Origin of the sequence: Vasconcelosia minhoensis LEGE 07310, from assembly GCF_015207255.1 — a bacterium.
GTDB classification, from domain to species: Bacteria; Cyanobacteriota; Cyanobacteriia; order Phormidesmidales; family Phormidesmidaceae; genus Vasconcelosia; species Vasconcelosia minhoensis.
Window position 1 is genome coordinate 18917 of the sequence record NZ_JADEXG010000003.1, and the last position, 18495, is coordinate 37411.

General features: G+C 55.4%; 20 protein-coding genes and 1 pseudogene. 13 read left to right on the forward strand and 8 right to left on the reverse strand.

The window, feature by feature from the left end:
• Window positions 1–14 precede the first annotated feature (14 nt).
• Complete coding sequence (locus IQ241_RS01905) at window positions 15–2207, reverse strand: caspase family protein (protein WP_193904721.1); 2193 nt, start codon at window positions 2205–2207, stop codon at window positions 15–17.
• Window positions 2208–2478: 271 nt separating this feature from the next.
• On the opposite strand from IQ241_RS01905, the gene IQ241_RS01910 reads away from it, so the two are divergent.
• The gene (locus IQ241_RS01910) at window positions 2479–2913 is read left to right on the forward strand and encodes a hypothetical protein (RefSeq protein ID WP_193904722.1); all 435 of its coding nucleotides are present in this window, start codon (window positions 2479–2481) and stop codon (window positions 2911–2913) included.
• Window positions 2914–3021: 108 nt separating this feature from the next.
• Window positions 3022–3804 carry a GumC domain-containing protein gene (locus IQ241_RS01915; protein WP_193904723.1) on the forward strand — a complete coding sequence of 261 codons (783 nt, stop codon included), beginning with the start codon at window positions 3022–3024 and terminating at the stop codon, window positions 3802–3804.
• Window positions 3805–3948: 144 nt separating this feature from the next.
• On the opposite strand, the gene IQ241_RS01920 is transcribed toward IQ241_RS01915, so the two are convergent.
• Complete coding sequence (locus tag IQ241_RS01920; RefSeq protein WP_193904724.1) at window positions 3949–4125, reverse strand: YqaE/Pmp3 family membrane protein; 177 nt, start codon at window positions 4123–4125, stop codon at window positions 3949–3951.
• 463 nt (window positions 4126–4588) lie between these two features.
• Between IQ241_RS01920 and IQ241_RS01925 the strand changes: the two genes are divergently transcribed.
• The 9 genes from IQ241_RS01925 (at window position 4589) to IQ241_RS01965 (ending at window position 13787) form a co-directional block, all read left to right on the forward strand.
• Window positions 4589–4981, forward strand: coding sequence for a phage holin family protein (locus tag IQ241_RS01925; protein ID WP_193904725.1), 393 nt, complete (start codon window positions 4589–4591; stop codon window positions 4979–4981).
• A 119-nt stretch (window positions 4982–5100) separates the two neighbouring features.
• Complete coding sequence (locus tag IQ241_RS01930; RefSeq protein ID WP_193904726.1) at window positions 5101–6120, forward strand: AI-2E family transporter; 1020 nt, start codon at window positions 5101–5103, stop codon at window positions 6118–6120.
• 185 nt (window positions 6121–6305) lie between these two features.
• A complete protein-coding gene (cruF, locus tag IQ241_RS01935) occupies window positions 6306–7244 on the forward strand; it encodes a gamma-carotene 1'-hydroxylase CruF (protein WP_193904727.1) in 939 nt (312 codons plus the stop codon).
• A 15-nt stretch (window positions 7245–7259) separates the two neighbouring features.
• Entirely contained in the window at window positions 7260–8456 is a 1197-nt protein-coding gene (cruG, locus tag IQ241_RS01940; RefSeq protein ID WP_193904728.1) for a 2'-O-glycosyltransferase CruG, read from the forward strand.
• Window positions 8457–8520: 64 nt separating this feature from the next.
• On the forward strand, window positions 8521–9339 hold the full coding sequence (locus IQ241_RS01945; RefSeq protein WP_193904729.1) for an ABC transporter ATP-binding protein: 819 nt from the start codon (window positions 8521–8523) through the stop codon (window positions 9337–9339).
• 291 nt (window positions 9340–9630) lie between these two features.
• Window positions 9631–10866 carry an N-acetylmuramoyl-L-alanine amidase family protein gene (locus IQ241_RS01950; RefSeq protein WP_322743540.1) on the forward strand — a complete coding sequence of 412 codons (1236 nt, stop codon included), beginning with the start codon at window positions 9631–9633 and terminating at the stop codon, window positions 10864–10866.
• A gap of 48 nt (window positions 10867–10914) precedes the next feature.
• Window positions 10915–11058 carry a DUF4058 family protein gene (locus IQ241_RS01955; protein WP_228021284.1) on the forward strand — a complete coding sequence of 48 codons (144 nt, stop codon included), beginning with the start codon at window positions 10915–10917 and terminating at the stop codon, window positions 11056–11058.
• 463 nt (window positions 11059–11521) lie between these two features.
• The gene (locus IQ241_RS01960; protein ID WP_322743541.1) at window positions 11522–12325 is read left to right on the forward strand and encodes a phosphate/phosphite/phosphonate ABC transporter substrate-binding protein; all 804 of its coding nucleotides are present in this window, start codon (window positions 11522–11524) and stop codon (window positions 12323–12325) included.
• A 226-nt stretch (window positions 12326–12551) separates the two neighbouring features.
• Complete coding sequence (locus tag IQ241_RS01965) at window positions 12552–13787, forward strand: protein kinase domain-containing protein (RefSeq protein ID WP_193904839.1); 1236 nt, start codon at window positions 12552–12554, stop codon at window positions 13785–13787.
• Between the two features lie 38 nt (window positions 13788–13825).
• Here IQ241_RS01965 and IQ241_RS01970 read toward each other — a convergent pair whose 3' ends face one another.
• The 6 genes and pseudogenes from IQ241_RS01970 to IQ241_RS01990 form a co-directional block, all read right to left on the reverse strand.
• Window positions 13826–14785, reverse strand: coding sequence for a c-type heme family protein (locus IQ241_RS01970; protein WP_193904731.1), 960 nt, complete (start codon window positions 14783–14785; stop codon window positions 13826–13828).
• Window positions 14786–15011: 226 nt separating this feature from the next.
• Window positions 15012–15182, reverse strand: a complete 171-nt coding sequence (locus IQ241_RS25310; RefSeq protein ID WP_228021286.1) for a hypothetical protein — start codon at window positions 15180–15182, stop codon at window positions 15012–15014.
• A gap of 28 nt (window positions 15183–15210) precedes the next feature.
• Window positions 15211–15411: pseudogene (locus IQ241_RS26280) on the reverse strand (DUF1822 family protein); the annotation flags it as partial.
• Window positions 15412–15877: 466 nt separating this feature from the next.
• Complete coding sequence (locus IQ241_RS01980; RefSeq protein WP_193904732.1) at window positions 15878–16162, reverse strand: hypothetical protein; 285 nt, start codon at window positions 16160–16162, stop codon at window positions 15878–15880.
• The gene (locus IQ241_RS01985; RefSeq protein WP_193904733.1) at window positions 16159–16701 is read right to left on the reverse strand and encodes a DUF6036 family nucleotidyltransferase; all 543 of its coding nucleotides are present in this window, start codon (window positions 16699–16701) and stop codon (window positions 16159–16161) included. Before IQ241_RS01985 ends, IQ241_RS01980 begins: the two co-directional genes overlap by 4 nt.
• A gap of 166 nt (window positions 16702–16867) precedes the next feature.
• Entirely contained in the window at window positions 16868–17302 is a 435-nt protein-coding gene (locus tag IQ241_RS01990; RefSeq protein ID WP_193904734.1) for an NUDIX hydrolase, read from the reverse strand.
• A gap of 174 nt (window positions 17303–17476) precedes the next feature.
• Here IQ241_RS01990 and IQ241_RS01995 point away from each other — a divergent pair, with 174 nt between their 5' ends.
• Window positions 17477–17800, forward strand: a complete 324-nt coding sequence (locus tag IQ241_RS01995) for a hypothetical protein (RefSeq protein WP_228021287.1) — start codon at window positions 17477–17479, stop codon at window positions 17798–17800.
• A 31-nt stretch (window positions 17801–17831) separates the two neighbouring features.
• The gene (locus IQ241_RS02000; protein ID WP_193904735.1) at window positions 17832–18434 is read left to right on the forward strand and encodes a class I SAM-dependent methyltransferase; all 603 of its coding nucleotides are present in this window, start codon (window positions 17832–17834) and stop codon (window positions 18432–18434) included.
• Window positions 18435–18495 lie beyond the last annotated feature (61 nt).

Here is an 18495-nt window from a genome sequence, read left to right on the forward strand (position 1 = left end):
AGGCTGCCCCTATCTTACTCCTTCCAACGCTGAATCGCCTGCTGAGCCGGCTCGTAGGCGGCGGTGCCGGGCGGAATCAGGACTGCCGCCCGAATCGCGTCCGCAGTGCGACCCTGGGCGGCTCGGGCCTGGGCAATACTGAGCATCCGCTCGCTCCACTCGTCTCTCAGCTGTCTAGCCGTATCGTATTCGGGGTGCTCGACCGGCACTGCTTCGAGTTTGACGATGCCCTGCTGATAGCTACTGGCCTGGCCAGCCCGGGGAATATCCTGCGCCTGCTGGATAATCTGACGACTATTCAGCCGCTGCTGCCAGAAGGCAATCCGATTCTGAGCCTGCTCGTAGAGCTGGGGTCGGTCCATCGGCAGCACCCGAGCCGCCGCGATCGCGCTTTCTAAATTGCCGCTAGCCGCTCGCCCCTCCGCCAGGTCTAAAATCACCTGACTCCAGCGGTCGATATCCTGCTGGGCTTGCTCATAGTAAGGCTCGCCCGGCGGAATCTGTCGCGCCTTGGCAATCGCAGTGGCAAACGGGGTGGCCTGGGTCGGCTGGATTGAGGTTTTGGCCTCGGCCAGGGCTGAAGCATTGACCTGATTGGCCTGGGAGACACCCGCCTGGGCGCGGTCTAAGACAGCCTCATAGGTGGGGGTCCGATCGGCCTCGGGTACCTGCTGAAGCAGCGCCAGGGCTTCAGAATATTGCTGATTGGCGATGGCGGCTCGAGCCTGGTCGAGCCGCGGCTCGTCACTGCTATCGGCAGCGGTGACAGCCACGGGCTCTCCCGCTGCCGGGGCCGGGTCTGGGGGCTCAGTCGCCGTGTCAATTCTGGCTCCGTCATCCGCATCTAGTCCAAGCTGTGCGGCCAGACCGCTCAGCACCTGATCAACCCGGCCCTGGTTGACCAGCAAAAAACCGCCCACAGCCGCAACCAGTACAGCAGCTAAGGCCCAGTTACGCCAGGGACTGCCAGCCGCAGCCTGGCGGCGCTCGGTGGACAGCTCAACTTCAGCAATGGCACCGGCAGTCGTAGGGTCCTCAGAAAGTTCAGCGCCCAGGTCCAATCGTTCGTCCAGGGAGCTTTCGGGTGAACCCGCATTGCCCGCACTGTCGAATCCCGAGTCCCAATCTTCAGCCAGCTCTAGTCGTTCATCGGTCTCGGCCAAATCTGGGTCGGCCAGATCTAAATTGGCCAAATCTGAGTCAGGCAGATCTGGGTCGGGAAAACCAGGATTCGGCAGACCTGGTATTTCAGTTGCCGGGTCTGGGGAAACTGGGCTGACCGGGCTTTCCAGAAGGCCTGAGCGACTAGCTGGGCGGTCATCTGGGCGGTCTTCTGGGCGGTCTTCTGGGCGGTCTTCTGGGCGGCCATCTGGGCGGTCTTCTGGGCGGTCTTCTGGGCGGTCTTCTGGGCGGTCTTCTGGGCGGCCAGTCGATAGGGCGGTGCCGGTTGGGACAGGTAGGGCCGCGATCGCGCTCTGGGGAATTACCATCAAAAACTTTTGCTGGTCCGGCAGTACTGCAACCGAGTTCTGAATGGGTCGCCAGTGGTGGTCACAGAGCTGGGGCAGCCGCTGACTGAGATAAATTGCAATCTGATCCAGGGTGACGCAGCCGTGGGCGCCCATGCCCTCCAGCAAGGCCGCCGTAAACAGCCCGTGGCGCAAGGCCAGGGTTTCATGGGAAAACTGCTCAGGCTGACAGGATAGCAGGGTAGGAATATCTCGCGTTTTAGCCAGCTGCAGGGTTTGACTGCCGATGGTCTGATTGGCCAAGGCACCTTGACTGCGATTGATATCCAACGCCAGCACAATGTTATGAGTGGGGGCCTGGCTCAGCATCGTCATCAGACCCTCAATTGCAATCCCAGTCTGAGCAATCTGGCCCGGATCGCCCTCTAGCGGCATCAGGTAATCCGCCTGCTCTAGCTGCACCCCATAGCCGCTAAAAAATATCCAAAGCAAATCGTCAGGCTGAAGTTTGGCCTGCACGTTCTGAATTGCCCGAGTAATGCTGGACCGGTCGGGATGGATGGCAGCATAGCCGGTCGCCCCTAGCCCCTCGCTCAGCAGCAGGCAGCATTCTGGTCTAAAGCCCGCCGACTCGACTAAAAACTGCCGCAGGGCCAGCGCATCGTTCTGTGCATGCATCAACGGCTGCAAAAACTGGTACTGATTAATGCCAACGATAATTGCCCAGTAGTTAGCCATGGAACATCCTCAAGGTGCCATTCTCAGCTTGCATGCGGCGGCCGGCCCGGGTTATTCGCTAAACTAGCCAACGCAGCGGTTAAAACGTCGCCCGGAAACACCCCAGAAAATACCACGATGCTCCGCTGACAGTAACGCGATTCTTTAAAAAAGTGTAGCGAATTCAATAAACTGGGAAACTTGATAAGTAATTAAGCGTCTCACCGCCGCTGCCCGTTTCCAATGGCCCATGCCGATTGCCCGTCTTCTGTTAAATATCTGCTATAAGCCTATGCAGTGGTCAGCTCCCCAATCGTTTTCTCGGACCCGACGCCGCCTCCATCGCAGCGCGCAACGCTCAATTACGCTGGTTGGGCTAACGGCGCTGATGGGAGCAACCGGGCTCTGGCTGACCGAGGCGCTAGTTGCACCACAGCCCTCCCAGATCTATACCTCTCGGCTCAGTCTTTTTCTGGGACGCGAACCCGGTGAAGCCTACAGCAGCCTGATTTACCGGGCCGAGCGGGCCGCTCGAACGGGAGCTCAGCGCAGCTTTGCCCAAGATATTTTGATGCGAGAAGTGGTTGTCACCGTCGTTGCCGAAGACCCGAGTTCAGCGCTGCCTGTCCTGATCCTGCGGGTTAGCCGCGACCAGTGGTACCGCCATCCCGACCCTCGCCGTTGGGCATTTTACTACTCCGGCGACCCGGCCCAGCGCGCCGCCTGAACAGACCCAATTCACCTATTTAGATTGGCCTAAAAGCTACCCTTAGATAGGGGTCAATACCGGCTTAAAAGGGCACCATCAGGGGTAGACGCATTCGAGAGTAGCGATATGCCCCGCTCTGTCAGAGAACAGGTCAGCCAAGATATTCAAGCGGCAAAGCAGGCCGGTCAGGTGAGAGCCGAGCGGCTGAAAGAAATTGTTCGTAGTGCCGTGGCTCAGGCCCGCACCGAGCTCCAAGGCGGTTCCCAGGAGGTAGGACCGCTGCTGCGCGCCGCGATCGCGGCGGTCATCGACAGTCTACAAGACCGCGGTGAAACCCTTAAACAGGACGTCGCAGCGGCCATTGAGGGTGGGCTCGACGCCGTTAGCCAAACCGAACGTCAGCAGCTGTCTGCAACCCAGGCTGAAATCAAGCGTTTACAGGCCCAGGCCGACACCGAGACAGCCGCCCTCCAGCGCCAGGTCGATAGCGCCTTAGACAGTCTTAAGTCAGCCGCGGTAGATCAGTCTGAGCAAACCCAGAACAGCCTGACTAGTGCCATCGACCAGCTCAAGGACAGTGAAGAGTCGCAGCTGATGCAGAAGCGCTATGCCCAGCTCAAAACCCAGCTTGCCATTTTGCAAGCTAACCTATCAGCCCGCTATGGCGAGCAGTCCGAAGTGGTAAAGCAGTATCTAGATGAGGCTCAGGACTGGTACCAGCAGATGAAACCCCAGATGGAGGAAATTGCCGATACGGTCGCCGTGAAACAAGCCAACTTCGAAGCCCGCCTAGCCGACGCCGGTAAGGCGCTAGCCCAGCGGGAGCAAAGCGTTAAGCAGACGCTAAGAGAGCTGTGGGAGAGCGCTCGGGAAGCCTTTAACGAAGGCCCAGACCAAGACAAGCGCTAACTCTCGGCAAAATCTCGAAAAAACTCCAGCGTTCCTCAAAGCGCTGGAGTTTTGGAATTTTGACTGAACTGCGACTCAACCTTCACAGCTGCGGAGCGACTACTCGTACCCGACCAGGCCCGACTAGGTAGACTAGCCAATGGTCTAATAAGCTTCCCGCTCATAGTGCTTAGTGATGGCCCAGGCGGCATGAATGCTGCCGGGAATCCAACCCAGGATGGTCAGTAGAATGTTGATAAACAGTGCGCTGCTGATGCCATAGGTTAAAAATACACCCACTGGCGGCAGCAAAATGCCAAGGATAATGCGAAGTATTTTCATCGTTCGGGTTTGCCTGCTACGTTTCTGAGTTTATTATTATTGAATGAAGCGTAAATGTCTTCTGCCCTAAGATTCAGTTAACGTATTTATTCAGGAATATTTAAACGACCGGATGCACCGGCCGTTCATCCAAACAGCGCAATTAAATCGCAGTATTCCAGCGTTAACAAAACTTCAATTTCCGATCGGATTTGGCGCCACTGTTTCCTACAGCTTCTTGCTGCGGTTGCCCGCTGTTCACCCGCTGTTCACCCGCTGTTCACAGAGAACCTTTATCCGGTCTGAAATAGGGATTCCCTGACTTCTTGACCGCTGCCGGAACGACTCTATGAGGATTCAGGCTATCTTTCCAAACAGCCAGTTGCCCAAAAATATCTATCTGCATAGAGAGGCCAGCACCGGGTTCGTCTGCCATATTAATGAGTAACTTCAGAATTACTGTTAAAAAGTTGAGGGAAACTCTATGCTTGGTTCTTTTATTGCGGCGCTAGTGACGGCCCTGAGTCTGCTAGTTGTCGATTTAATTATTCCTGGTGTCAGAATTGATACGTTTGTAGCGGCGCTTATTGCTGCCGTTGCTATCGGCGTCGTTAACGGCCTGATTCGGCCCGTCCTTCAAATCCTATCCCTGCCACTGACCCTTATTACCTTTGGGCTGTTTTCAATCGTGGTCAACGGCCTTTGTTTCTGGCTGGCCTCCCTGTTTGTGCCCGGCTTCAGCGTCAGTGGGCCGCTGGCCTTTCTGCTTGGGCCGATCGTACTCTCCTTCGCCAGCACTTTCCTAAATCGCTATTTGGGTGAGCGTCGGCCTGGCCTGATGGGGACTGAGACGTCTGAGCTCCAAGATGGTGTGTAGAAGCCGTGCATCTAGACTGGCTGTTTGGGATTAGTCGGTCTGCTTAAGTTCGGTTTGCGAAAGCAGGTGGCCCAGGCTGCCTGCTTTCGCTTTGAGGCGTTTAAGTAGGAAGCATCAGCTTGAAACTTTCGCAATATGTCAGCCTAATTGCCCTAATTCTGGCCCTGTATATTTTGTGGCAGATTCGTCAGGTCTTGCTACTGGCGTTTAGCGCCGTCATTCTGGCCACTGTCCTGAGTCAGGGCGTGCAGCGTTTGCAGCGGTGGCAATTGCAGCGCGGGCTGGCCGTGGTGCTGATGATTCTGGTTACCATCGCCCTGTTCGCGATTATTGTCGCTGGGGTCGTACCGCCGTTCGTGTCGCAGCTGCAGCAGCTATTTCAGCTCGTCCCCCAAGGGGTTGAGCGGCTCGAGAACCTGATTGACAACTTGGAGCTGATGGTTCCAGAAAAGTTTACGGAGAATCTCCGCGGCTTTAACGGCATCTTGCAGCAGCTCCAGGCTCTCGACGCTCAGATGGTCGTTGAGCGGTTCTATCTGCTGTTTTCCAACACGCTGACGATTTTGCTCAATATATTGCTGGTGCTGGTGCTGTCAATTATGCTGATGGCCGATCCTCAGCCCTACCAGCGGGCCTTTGTTCGACTGTTTCCAGCCTCCTACCGCGATCGCATTCGCGCCATCCTGCAGCAGTGCGAGGAGTCGATCGCGGGCTGGGCGCTCGGCATTTTTTTCAACATGACGATTATCACCGTCCTCAGCGGGCTGGGGCTCTGGCTGCTGGACGTACCGCTGGCCTTTGCCAGCGCGCTGCTGGCCGGATTGCTCACCTTCATTCCCAACATTGGCCCGGCGATCAGCGTCATTCCCCCGGTGGCCACGGCGCTACTGGCCTCTCCTTGGAAAGCGCTGGCAGTGGTAGGGCTGTATATCGGGGTGCAGCAGGTGGAAAGCAATTTTCTGACGCCGCTGGTGATGCAGAAGCAGGTTTCGATTCTGCCCGCGGTGACCCTGCTGAGTCAGCTCATCTGCGCCATATTTTTTGGCTTTTTGGGGCTGCTGCTGGCGCTGCCGCTGACGGTGGTGGCCCAGATCTGGCTGAAGGAACTCTGGGTGAAGCCGGTTTTAGATCAGAGCTGAAACTGTTCCCACTGAAGCAAGCACGACAATAGGCCCGATCGTAGGGTAATAAAATTCTTAGGAAGGAAAAAATCTCTATACGACCCCTTTATACTGACGGAAGACATTCGTGTCAGGAAGAGATGACCATGTGAGTGGCACCATCGTAAGGTAAGTAGGATTTAAGTACGGAATAAGGGTATTGCATGAAGCGGCTTGAGATAGTTCAGTGGGTTTGTCTGACGGCGCATCTGGTTTCGCTGGTGTTTGGGCTGGCCGGTTTGGTGATTGTGCTGCCCCATCCCGAGCTCGTGGCCGACCTGCCGCCGCTGGGCCAGCGTCTCTTTCAGCTCAGCATGGCCGGTGGCGGCATGGTTTACATCTTGCTGGGCGCGATCGCGGTAGCTATTTGGGGCTATCGGGTAATGGGCGGGCGACCCCTAGCACTGTTTATGGTACCGGCGCTGGGGCTATCGCTGCTGAGTGAACTAGTGGGTACCAGCACCGGCTTTCCCTTTGGCCACTACGCCTATCTCAGCGGGTTGGGCTATAAGGTGGCCGGGCTGGTCCCATTTACGATTCCACTCTCCTGGTTTTACCTAGGTTTAGCCGCCTATTTGCTAGCCTACAGCGGCCTGCGGGCAGGCTTTAGTCGGCAGCGGGTCGGTGATGGTGGCGTCAGGCTGCTGGCCGTTGGCGGTGGGGCCGTACTGCTGACGGCCTGGGATCTGGTGCTCGACCCGGCCATGAGCCAGGCAGCGTTTCCCTTTTGGTATTTTCAGGAAGTCGGCGTTTTCTTTGGCATGCCCTACCGCAATCTGCTCGGCTGGGTGGGTACCGGGGCCATCTTTATGGGGATCGCTGCCCTGTTCTGGCGGCGGCTGTCGCTGCGGCTGTCGCGCCAGCAGCTGGTGCTGCCGCTAGTCGTCTATCTGATGAATTTTGCCTTTGGGGCGGTAATTACGGTAGCCCAGCTGCCGGAACCCTTCGGCATTCCGGTGCGGCTAGGCGTTTTGGTCGGGGTGATTCCAGCCATTCTATGCTGGCAGATGGCCCCCCTTGCCGATGTCTCAATCGCTGAAAGCCCGCCAGAGCAAGACGCGGTTGCAGGGACGCCAGAGCTGATCAGCGCCCTGCCGAAGTAGGCCCGCAGTAACGGCATGAATATTCTCGCAACCCTAGCGCTGCTGCTCCAGCTGCCGGCAGTAGCGCTGCTGCTAGCCCGGCTGGTGCGGGGACCCTTTCGCCAACCGCCGCTCCAGCCCGAGCGGACAACGCCAGACCTGCTCGGCAGCGTTAGCGTCGTCGTGCCAACCCTGAATGAGGCGGCGCGAATTGGCCCTTGCCTGGACGGGCTGAGCCACCAGGGGTACGAAGTCCGTGAAATATTGGTAGTCGATAGCCGTTCCGAGGACGGCACGCCAGGATTGGTGAAGCAGCAGGGGGAGCGCGATCGCCGATTTCGGCTAATCACCGATGAGCCATTGCCCCCGGGCTGGGTAGGGCGGCCCTGGGCGCTGCACACCGGCTTCCAGCAGATGGATTCTGGCAGCGACTGGTTTCTGGGCATCGATGCCGATACCCAGCCCCAGCCCGGGCTGGTCCCTAGCTTGGTCAAAGCCGCAGAGCTGCAGGAACTCGATCTATTGTCGCTGTCGCCCCGCTTCATCCTCAGGTCACCAGGAGAATTCTGGCTCCAGCCCGCCCTGCTGATGACGCTGGTCTACCGGTTTGGCGCAGCGGGGGAAGTCGCCAGCCAGCCGGAGCGGGCTATGGCCAACGGCCAGTGCTTTCTCTGTCGGCGATCGCTGCTGGTCAAACTGGACGGCTATCGCTCGGCTCGCGGCTCCTTTTGCGACGACGTAACGCTGGCCCGCCAGGCCGCCCTCAGCGGCGCTCGGGTCGGCTTTCTGGACGGTTCGCAGGTGCTGAAGGTGCGGATGTACGAGGGAATGCGCGAAACCTGGGAGGAATGGGGCCGCTCGCTCGACCTAAAGGATGCCAGTTCGCGATCGCAGCTCTACGCCGACCTGTATTTCTTAACCGCCGTTCAAGCCCTACCCTTTCTAATGACCGGGCTATTCGGGTTTGGCCTGGCCAGTTCTACTATCTACCCGACTCCCACTATCCTGACAGCCCTGGGGCTGAATGCCGCCCTGGTCGCAATTCGGGTAGCGCTGCTGGCGGCGGTTGCGGGCTCCTATGACTTTACCCAGTCTGCCCAGCGTCAAGGAGGCTGGCTGTTCTGGCTATCACCCCTGGCCGACCCGCTGGCGGTACTGCGGATTGCGCTTTCCGCCGGGCGGCGGCCCCGGCAGTGGCGCGGCCGGCAGTACGGCGGATTCGACGGTATCTGAGCGAACATTATGGTTTGGGCCTATCCGCTTAACTAGAGGCATCCCGTCGTCTGTCCTGAATCCAATGACTAGAGCCGCCTCTACCCAAACCGCCACCGCCACCCGGGCGCAGCCCGAGCTGGATCAGGACCAGCCGAAACTCGCCGTCAGCGGCGTCTATAAGTCGTTCCAGTCCCAGGGCAAGCCGCTGATGGTGCTCCAAGATATTGACTTAGAGATCTATCCGCGAGAGTTTACCTGTCTGGTAGGGTCTTCCGGCTGCGGCAAGTCTACCCTGCTGAACATTGTGGCGGGCCTGATGTCGCCCTCGGCGGGCAAAATTGCGGTGGATGGTCGGCCGGTCACCGGGCCAGGGTCTGACCGAGGCATGGTGTTTCAAACCTATACCCTCTATCCCTGGCTGACCGTCGCCGGCAATATTCAGTTTGGCCTGAGGCTGCGCGGCATGTCGCGGGGAGAACGGCGCGATCGCGTCGCCTACTACCTGGACGTAGTTGGCCTGTCTCAGTTTGCCGATGCCTACCCCAAGCAGCTCTCGGGCGGCATGAAGCAGCGGGTCGCGATCGCCCGCGCCCTGGCCAACGACCCCGAGGTGCTGCTGATGGATGAGCCCTTTGGCGCGCTCGATGCCCAAACCAAGGAGCAGATGCAGCAGTTTCTGCTCAGGCTGTGGCGGCAGACCCACACCACCGTGCTGATGATCACCCACGACATTGAAGAGGCGATTTTTCTCTCCCAGCGGGTCTACGTGATGAGCGCTCGGCCTGGAAAAATTAAGCGCACAATCCCCATCGAGCTGCCGCCCAACCGCGAGTTAGAAATTAAGCTAGACCCCGAGTTCATTGACATCAAGCGCGATATCATTCAGTCTTTGCATCGGTAGCTAAAGGTCAGCCGTACCCTGATGACTCAGCGCTATCCTGCTTCAGCCTGGACCCACGCCAAAGCCTAAAGTTTCTCTCGGGGCTGGCGGGCGCATGGCTTTTGGTCATTCGCAGTCTTTCAGACAGCCCGCCCTGGGAAAACGCTCCAGGGGTAGAGCCAGCTGCTGGAGCGGAGTAGAAAAGGCCTGCTGTAGCTGTTATCCAAACTTTCGCCAGGAACCCGCCCTAAAATGCCAATTCTCGCCGAACATACGCTAGGCTGATATCCGTTAAACCGAGGAAATATTCTCGTGAGATGGAATTGCCTGCTCGTGGGCTGCTGCGGCCTGCTAACGGTGCTAGCGCCAGCAGCCTCGGGCCAGAGCCTAGAGGAGCTACGTCAGAGCTTGCCAGCGGCCTCAAGCGAGAGTCTGGATCGGCTGCAACAGGGTATTTCCGACCGTACAGAGCCCGCTCCTGAACTAGAACGCTTGGCCCCAGCTGAGCCGTCAGGCCAACCTGGCCCCCAGCCTGAAACGGTGAATCCCAACCGCGTCAGCAATCAGCCTACGGAGGCCGCGACCCGACTCCGTAGCGTTAGCGCTACCGCAGAGGGCTTTTTTATCCGCACCGTCGGCACAATGCCCGAGGTACAGGTCAGCCGCTCAGACGGGGAAATGACGCTAGAGTTCAGCGATGCCGCAATTTCTTTCGGATTAGGTACCGAGCAGCTGCCGGTCGATCGTTACAGCGTCAGCGCTTGGCAGCTGGTCCAAACCGCAGCTGAGCCGCCGACCCTGCGGATGACGCTAACCCTGGCCGAGGGCAGTCCCGACTGGCAGGTCTCGACCCGCATAGACGGGGTGACGCTGGTACCCAGAGATGTTGCGATTGGAGATGTCCCCGATGTTGGCGCAGCGCTGCTGGAGCCGGTGGCTGTACCGCCGCCCGCCGGGCAGCTCACGCCGTCACCGTCGATGGGGTTCTCAGTCCCGAACGGACAGGTCACCGTCGTCATCGACCCTGGCCACGGCGGCAGGGACCCAGGAGCAGTCGGCATTGGCGGCCTACAGGAAAAGCAGGTCGTCAACGATATTTCCTATCAGGTCGCTGACAATCTGCGGCAGGCGGGAGTCAATGTGGTGCTAACTCGGGATAGCGACTACGAGCTGGAACTGGAAGACCGCGTCCAGATTGCAGAACGGGCCAATGCCAATCTGTTTGTCAGCATTCACGCCAATGCAATCAGCCTCAGCCGCCCCGATGTAAACGGGCTAGAAACCTACTACGCCAGTAGCTTAGGGCAGCGGCTGGCGCAGGCCATTCACAGCACGGTGCTGCAAACCATGGGAATGCGCGATCGCGGTGTCCGTCAGGCCCGCTTCTACGTTATTCGCAATACCTCCATGCCCGCTACCCTAGTCGAAACCGGCTTCGTCACCGGCGCAGAAGACCAGCCCAACCTACGCGACCCGGCCTGGCGTAGCCGCATGGCAGCCGCGATCGCCCAGGGCATCCTCCTCTATATCCAGCAGAGAGGAGCTTGATCACGAAAAGCTATAATGCCCCCATGCTGACTGCCTGAGCATCCCACCATGCCGTCCCCTTTCCCAGGAATGGATCCCTACCTCGAAGGCTATCTGTGGGCTGATGTTCATCACGCCCTGGCCAGCAAAATCCGCCAGCAGCTAGCGCCGCTACTGCGCCCTCGCTATACGGCTCGGCTCGAGGTTTATTGAGTAGAAGATACGGCTCCAGCAGGCGAAATTGGAATTCTCTACCCGGACGTAGAAGTGCTGCAGGTCACGCCAGCGCGCAGTATCGCAGCCGGAAGAGTACCCTCCCGCCGCCTCGACCGACCCCCGGTCAGCCAACGGCTGCTCCCACCTCCCGAACTCAGAGCTCCAATGGCCCAACTATCCTCCTGCCCCCAATTAGACTGTAATCCTACTTCGACTGTGATGCCGCTGGCTGCAACGCCATTAGAGTACTTCACAATAACTTTAATGGCGTTTGTGAATTTTTCTTAGACTGTTAACTTCCGATAGCTGCAATTCAGCTGACAAGCTTCTGGTGTAATAATGCTATCCATGAGCCATCGCCAGCCCTGGCATAGATTGCACTATGAAAATTGCCAAACTGCTTTCCCTACTCCCCTTTTTGTTAATCGTTTTCAACTGGGGGTGTAGTTCGCAGGAGTCAGTGAATAATGACAAACTGATTGTAGGCGTGGTGGGTTATGGCGACTCCGAACTCTCCCTAGAGCGATATCAGCGCTTCCAAAACTATTTGGCAGAGCAAACAAAAACGCCGGTAGAGCTAGAGGTTGCCTATAACGAATTAAAGGCCGTTGAAGAAATTGAACGCAGCAACTGGGATATTGTTTTTGCATCACCAGGTTTAGCCGCGATCGCTAACAAACAGGGCTATGTTCAGATGTTTCCCCTCGAAACTAGAGGCAACGCCAAATTTGGCCTGATCGTGACCCGCGCTGACAGTACTATCAATCAGCTCAGCGACCTTCAAGATAAAATCATAGCTCTAGGCGAGCGAGGCTCCGCATCGGGCTACTATCTGCCGCTCTACGACCTGTATGGCTTAACGCTCCAGGAAGTTCGCTTCGCCCCAACGCCTGAGTCCGTCATGGCCTGGGTAGAAGACGGGACGGTCGATGCCGGTGCGCTTTCCGAAACGGACTTTGACACATTCAAAGCAGTCTATGGGGCTGAAAATTTTCGAATCTTGCAAAAAAGCCGTGCCATTCCACCCGGCGTCGTTCTGATGGGTCAAATAGAGCGAAACCAAAGTGAATTTATCACCCGAGTGATGAGGGAAGCCCCCTCTAATGTGGTCAGCGACGCTAAGTATTTGCCTAACGCAAATTTGCCAAATTATGAATACTTCTTCCAAATTGTAGATAAAGTTCGTCCTTTAGAAGAGCGGATCAGTCAGCAACCTGCAACGCTGACCATAGATCGGTCTGAGGCAGAATCTAGGACTGAGTGATAGGAGCTCTGCCTATAGGAATATGGGATAATATTCTAATGTAACGGTCTAAATTTCGTCTGCATGCCCCTTGTCTGTAATGTCAGTGCGGCCCTGCTCACAATCATTCAGTCAGGTCTGGTCTAATCAGGTCTGCCGCCTATAGACACATTTGCATGATAGCCCTATGTGACACCATATAGGGATACAGGATAGGGGGATGCAGACATCGTACTGCGCTCAGGTCATGTCTCAGCCGATGATAGGTAAGCCAGAAATCCCTTCCGGGACGCTGATTGATAATCGCTACATGATTCAACACCTGCTGGGGCAGGGGGGGTTGGGGCGGACTTATCTGGCGTTCGATACCCGTCGCTTTAATGAGCCCTGCGTGCTGAAGGAGTTTGCTCCCCGGGGCAGCGGTGCCCACAGTCTGCAAAAGTCGCGTGATCTGTTCAAGCGTGAAGCTGAGATCCTTTACCAAATTCATCATCCGCAGATTCCTAACTTTCTAGCCTGCTTTGAGGGTGACGGTCGCCTGTTTTTAGTCCAGGAATATGTCGATGGAAGAACCTATTCGAATATTTTAAAGGAATATCGCAAACAGGGAAGCCATTTTTCAGAGGCGGCTGTTATAGACTGGCTAAACAAACTGCTACCCGTATTGGAATATATCCATCAGCACGACATCATCCATCGAGATATTTCACCCGACAATATTATGCTGCCTGCCGGTCGGGATCTACCAGTTCTAATTGATTTTGGGGTCGGCAAGCAGGTCGTAGACGGCGAACACAGCGACTCGGGCGCAGGGGGCGACGAAGAGGTTTCCTATGTGGGCAAGATGTCTCTGGTCGGCAAGATTGGCTACGCGCCCCATGAGCAGATCCGTTTGGGTATTTGCTCTCCCAGCAGCGATCTCTATGCGCTGGGCGTTACCGCCGTTGTGATGCTGACCTGCAAAGATCCCTACGTGCTGATGAATCAGTACACCCTGCAATGGCAGTGGCGTTCCTACACCGCAATTTCTGTAGAATTTGGCCAAATCCTGGACAAAATGCTGGCAGATACGCCCTCTGAGCGCTACCAGACATCCCGCGAGGTAATGACGGATTTGCACCAGTTAGCGCAATCAGACACCACCCGGGTAAGCTTGCCTGAGCCGCTGCCGCTCCCTGAGACCATGGTCGTTCCGCCACTGGCAGCGGCTATGACCCTGCCGCCTCAGACGAATCATCCTGAGACTCGTTCGGCTGATAGGCCGACTCCCAAAGGTGCTGGGTCGCCACCGATAGAAGATGCGTTTATTCAGCAGTGTCAGGACGCCCTAGCGTACTATATTGGCCCAATGGCGGCCTTCGTTATTGAAGAAACGATGCAGTCAGAGCCCCAACTGAGCAGAACAGAATTTATCGACAGCCTGACCCAGGAACTACCCGATCCGAAAGAGGCGCTTGAGTTTAGGAAAAGAATATTAGGCTAGCTGCTTGGACAATGGCTGGGGAACAGGCGTGAATGGCACTATCGGGGTGAATTTTGCTCTCCGTTACGGGTGGTTCGAGTTGATTGTGAACCAGTCGAGCGACGTCCTGAGGATGAATTAATCCGGTCCATCGCCATCATCAGACTGCGCTTCATACGAGTGAACGCCTGGGCAATGTTGCCTACTTCATCGTTGGACGATTGCTCAAACTCGACACCCATGTTGCCCCGGCTGACTTCCTCAGCGGTCTTAACCATCCGCTTTAGCGGTTGAATCACCTGATTGTTGAGGAGATAGTTAATCAAAATGATAATTAGCACGAAGATGGCAGATACGATACTGAGCAGTAAAAGCGTAGCCTTATTGGCCTTCTCGATAACTGTACTGGCAGGTACAGAAATGACCTGAGCGCCGACAATTTCGCCTTCTTGCCAACCAAAGCCACCGCTTGCACCGTAAAATTCAATCATGCTAGCGGGCGCACGCTCTGGAGTGCTATGGCACTCTAAGCAGCTTGCCTTTGAAATCTTGATCGGCCGAGCAAAATAAAAAATTCTGCGTCCCTGAGCGACCCTAAAACCTTCGGCACTGGTTTTTCTAGAATCCTGGCGAAAATCTTCAACAATTTGAGCCTCAAATTTGTCGGCTTTATCTCGCAAATTCGTCGGATTCAAAGTGGCTTCTTTATAGAAGTAGTCGTCATAGTCTGAATCCTTTCGCAAAGATTCGAAAACCTCCCGAGCCGAATAGGCTGGAACACTTTCTGGTAAGAACCGCCTCACCAGCTGGTCCGCAAGTTCTGGCTTGACTTGCGTATCCGTATATTCTCGCACTGAGTTCATCGTCTCCATCAGCAGCAGCGCGGTTGAACCCACTTCAGCTTGGGCATTCCTTCTGAGGACAGTCGATAGGGTAATGCCGCTGAGGACAATGCCGCCAATTAAAACCAGTAGGAGAGAAAGGGTAAATTTCTGCTTTAATTTTAGATTCTTGAACATAAATAAGAAATGTCCTGAGGCAACCGGAGAATGGGCAAGCTGGAGAAGTAATCTGGAGAAAATATATACCGCCTTTCTATCATGCTACTCAGCCTGGGATAAAGGCTCATAGCTGATAGAATTCGCTACAGTTCGCGTGGGCTCGGTTAAAAAAGCTTGGAAAATCAGGTATTGCCTCCGGTTCTAAAGAGTTTCTGTAAGTTCCCAAATGTTACAAATCGCTACATTATACCGATACCAGCAGCGGAAAGGGGCGATCGCAGTCCCCCTCAGGCCCCAATGCCCCAGAACTCAGCGGCTGAGCCTGACAGTACTGGGACAGCCAGGCCACCCCGGCAAACGAGCGCAGCGGCGTCACCACCAGGCAGAGCGGGCGATAGGGAAAATCGCCAGGCATACCGACTGGAGCCCGCGAGTGGAGAAACCTGTAGTAGGTAGCTCACGCCGTCAATCTCAAGCTGACGAGTTAGCGCCTGCTGAGATTCGGCCCCATCGCCCCGAGCAGTCGCAATCGCCGCTTCATAACTCACCGCCTCCCAGCCCAGCTGCCGACTCAGCTGAGTGACGCCAGACCTGAGCCAGTCTAAAACCGAGGACTGACGCAGGCGGCCACTAGCCCAAGCCAGGAATTAGAGTTAGCGCGAATCATCAGCATGTCCTGTTTATCGAGCTTCAGCTAAGGAAAATCTCTCGCGGCTGTAGGCGGCAGCTGTCACGTTACTGACGTCCCTCTGAGCAGCCGTTTCCCCTACTGAAATCTTTCTCAACCTTCTAGGACTGGACGATCTAGCCGACTGTGGCGAATTCCTGCTCCAGCACCACAGCATTTCATCATCATCTGAAGTTCAAATGATTTTTGAAAAGCCTCCGATCAGGGCTGCCGTCTCAGCATAGTCCGGTCAATCAGAGCCTCCCTTTCCGGGATTCGCTAACTCGAACGAGAGTCTGTGTAGCTAGAAAATCGAGCAGAATTGCCTGATGAGGCGCGCCGAGCGGCCTATCTTCGGCTAGCTTTTCAGAAAATTTGTAGCCTCGCTGGATATCCGCGATCGCGCATAGCCCCAAATCCTATCCTTCCGTACCAACGCAGGATTAGGTGGCGTTGCCGAATTCAAGTGCGTTGCAAAAGCTGTTGAGGCTACTCAACAGGGCATTGTAATAGAAATAAGCATCGTCCCGTTCGTCCTGCAGACGAGCATACAATTTTAATTCTGGCTCTGATGATAGATGACTTTTGGGAACGTCTAGGCCAGCTTCAGTTAAGCGTGTTGATGCGATTGCAATCAATAATGCACCGACTGTTTCAGCTTTACCATTGTATAAATCCTCCAATCCAGGCAGGATAAATTCTGCCCCTGGTAACTCCTCAAGGTTCATAGCTCTCTTCCTTGCAATGCCTGCTGAATAAACATACTGACCCTACCTTTTAGAATCCCAGAATTAATAGAAGGAAAACGGATTAATTCAGGCTCGATAGCTTCAAAACAATCTCGCAAATCTTCTAATGAAAACAATCCTTGTGTATACATAGCTCGAACATCGTTAAGGTCGCGATCGTATCCCCTTGATAGCTTAGACAGTGCTTGGGCTGTAAAGTCATAGTGGTAGAACGCAATTTGGCCGCGTTTGCCAATAAAAACGCTTCTATCACGCCATCCTGGAAGCGTTGGCAAGAAATCTTGGGGAGAGGCTAATTCTATATTAATATTCAGTTCTTGTTTAAGCTTAGCGATAGCTTGGAAAATTCCTGGAGGTTCAGGGTCTAAGCGAATATCGACATCGACAGTAGAACTACGCCATCCAATCAGTAAAGCACTAGCTCCTCCGGTAAAATAAATGCACCCTGAACCACGAGCTTCTCTGCCCAAAGTCGTCATAAGCTGCTCTATCTTTTTAGGATCAATGTTTGAACGCATGGTTTATATATACTGGGTCATTCATATAAATTGCTTGCTTGCCATAGTCTCTCAGATTCGGGATGGGCGATGTATTAAGTTGTCTAGCACGCCAAAGATAATAAGTAATGACTATTCTATTTCCAACCTTCCTGTCAAGAATTATTGAGAATAGACTATGCTCAAATTAGCTGAGCGGCTGCGTAGCTAGAAAGTCCAGCAGAATCGCCCGATGGGGCGCGCCGAGGGGCCTATCTTCGGCTAGCTTTTCAGAAAATTTGTAGCCTCGCTGGATATCCGCGATCGCGCATAGCCCCAAATCCTGTCCCTCATTCAGCTGAAGCTGGTCAGGCGACACTGTCAGCGGCCCATGGTAGAAGTGGCGAATGATCCTGCCGTCGTTGATCTGTTTGTAGCGCGTGAGCTGGGGAGGTGTATAGCCAATCTCTTCGTCCAGCTCCCTGGACACGGCGGTATCGGCGTCTTCGCCGGGTTCTAGATGTCCGCCAAAAAAGGCCCAGTGGCCAGGGTAGATAATGCTGGGCAGGTCGTCTCGCAGCTGCATCAGGAAGCAGTTATCTCGGTAGAGGAGCGCGATCGCGACTTCTAGCAGCTGACCCATCGATACCTGCCTTAAAGATAAACTAAGGATGAACTACGATAGCTGGCCTAGCGTTATCCAAATCGTTCAATTGATCTAAATCCTCTTCCTTGGGGACGATGGAAAGCCCAGTGGACTCTGCCAAAATAGAATAAATATGTCCAATCTCCTATTACCCCAATCTCCTAATTACCAATGAGCCATAACATCAAGATAGTGAAATCCATAACGCACGGCATAAAGCCACGTCGCCTGCTTATTCTATCATTAGCCCTATTGACTTTGGGCTCAGCCGGATGCCGGGTCACGCAAGAAGAGGCTGGCGAAGCTCCCGATGTTGACGTTGAGGTTGACCCTGGGGAAGTACCAGAGTACGACGTTGAAGGTCCTGATGTTGACGTCGAGTCTGAAACTAGAGAAGTGACGGTTCCCGAAGTAGAAGTTGAAACCGAGGAGAAGGAAGTAACGGTTCCTGATGTTGACGTTACATTGCCTGGGGAAGAAGAGGAGGGGAACTAATAGAAAACTAGGAAGCATAGCTTGAACTGCAATGTCCTTCTCAAAGCGCAATCTTTTCAACCGCTGGGCTCCCTTTTATGACCTGCCCTTCACCTCTGTCTTTTATCAAGCTGTCCACAAGCGGCTGCTGGAGTTCGTTGAGCTTCCCGAGGCAGGGCAGGTGCTCGATCTGGGCTGCGGTACGGGCAAGCTGCTGAAACGCCTGGCTAAACGCCATCCCCAGCTTATGGGGACGGGATTAGATTTCGCCGACGATATGCTCCAGCAGGCCCGCCAGCAGAGCGCTGCCCCTGACCGTCTCACCTACGTCCAAGGCGGCACTGACACCATTCCCCTGCCCGACGACCAGTTCGATGCGGCCTTCTGCACCATTAGCTTTTTGCACTATGCCAACGCGATCGCGGTGCTCCACGAAATCCATCGCGTTCTCAAACCCGGCGGCCAGTTCTATCTAGCTGACTACACCCTCCCCCAGTGGAGCGGCCAAACCGCTCTCCACGTCACCCAGGCCGACGTCCACTTCTACAGCCCCACCGGTCGCGAAACGCTGGCTCAGGAAACCGGCTTTCAGGTCGAAGGCCACCACTACCTGCTCGGCCCGGTACTGCTAACCGTCTTCAGAGCAGAGGCATAGGGCTTTTGCCAAAATGATAGAATTCTTACACCTTGAATAAGACATCTTCATTCCGGACAGC

Coding starts and splice junctions, on each gene's coding strand:
- IQ241_RS01905 (WP_193904721.1), bottom strand. CDS start 2,207: ATGGCTAACTACTGGGCAATTATCGTTGGCATTAATCAGTACCAGTTT.
- IQ241_RS01910 (WP_193904722.1), top strand. CDS start 2,479: ATGCAGTGGTCAGCTCCCCAATCGTTTTCTCGGACCCGACGCCGCCTC.
- IQ241_RS01915 (WP_193904723.1), top strand. CDS start 3,022: ATGCCCCGCTCTGTCAGAGAACAGGTCAGCCAAGATATTCAAGCGGCA.
- IQ241_RS01920 (WP_193904724.1), bottom strand. CDS start 4,125: ATGAAAATACTTCGCATTATCCTTGGCATTTTGCTGCCGCCAGTGGGT.
- IQ241_RS01925 (WP_193904725.1), top strand. CDS start 4,589: ATGCTTGGTTCTTTTATTGCGGCGCTAGTGACGGCCCTGAGTCTGCTA.
- cruF (WP_193904727.1), top strand. CDS start 6,306: ATGAAGCGGCTTGAGATAGTTCAGTGGGTTTGTCTGACGGCGCATCTG.
- cruG (WP_193904728.1), top strand. CDS start 7,260: ATGAATATTCTCGCAACCCTAGCGCTGCTGCTCCAGCTGCCGGCAGTA.
- IQ241_RS01945 (WP_193904729.1), top strand. CDS start 8,521: ATGACTAGAGCCGCCTCTACCCAAACCGCCACCGCCACCCGGGCGCAG.
- IQ241_RS01955 (WP_228021284.1), top strand. CDS start 10,915: ATGCCGTCCCCTTTCCCAGGAATGGATCCCTACCTCGAAGGCTATCTG.
- IQ241_RS01965 (WP_193904839.1), top strand. CDS start 12,552: ATGTCTCAGCCGATGATAGGTAAGCCAGAAATCCCTTCCGGGACGCTG.
- IQ241_RS01970 (WP_193904731.1), bottom strand. CDS start 14,785: ATGTTCAAGAATCTAAAATTAAAGCAGAAATTTACCCTTTCTCTCCTA.
- IQ241_RS25310 (WP_228021286.1), bottom strand. CDS start 15,182: ATGCCTGGCGATTTTCCCTATCGCCCGCTCTGCCTGGTGGTGACGCCG.
- IQ241_RS01980 (WP_193904732.1), bottom strand. CDS start 16,162: ATGAACCTTGAGGAGTTACCAGGGGCAGAATTTATCCTGCCTGGATTG.
- IQ241_RS01985 (WP_193904733.1), bottom strand. CDS start 16,701: ATGCGTTCAAACATTGATCCTAAAAAGATAGAGCAGCTTATGACGACT.
- IQ241_RS01990 (WP_193904734.1), bottom strand. CDS start 17,302: ATGGGTCAGCTGCTAGAAGTCGCGATCGCGCTCCTCTACCGAGATAAC.
- IQ241_RS01995 (WP_228021287.1), top strand. CDS start 17,477: ATGAGCCATAACATCAAGATAGTGAAATCCATAACGCACGGCATAAAG.
- IQ241_RS02000 (WP_193904735.1), top strand. CDS start 17,832: ATGTCCTTCTCAAAGCGCAATCTTTTCAACCGCTGGGCTCCCTTTTAT.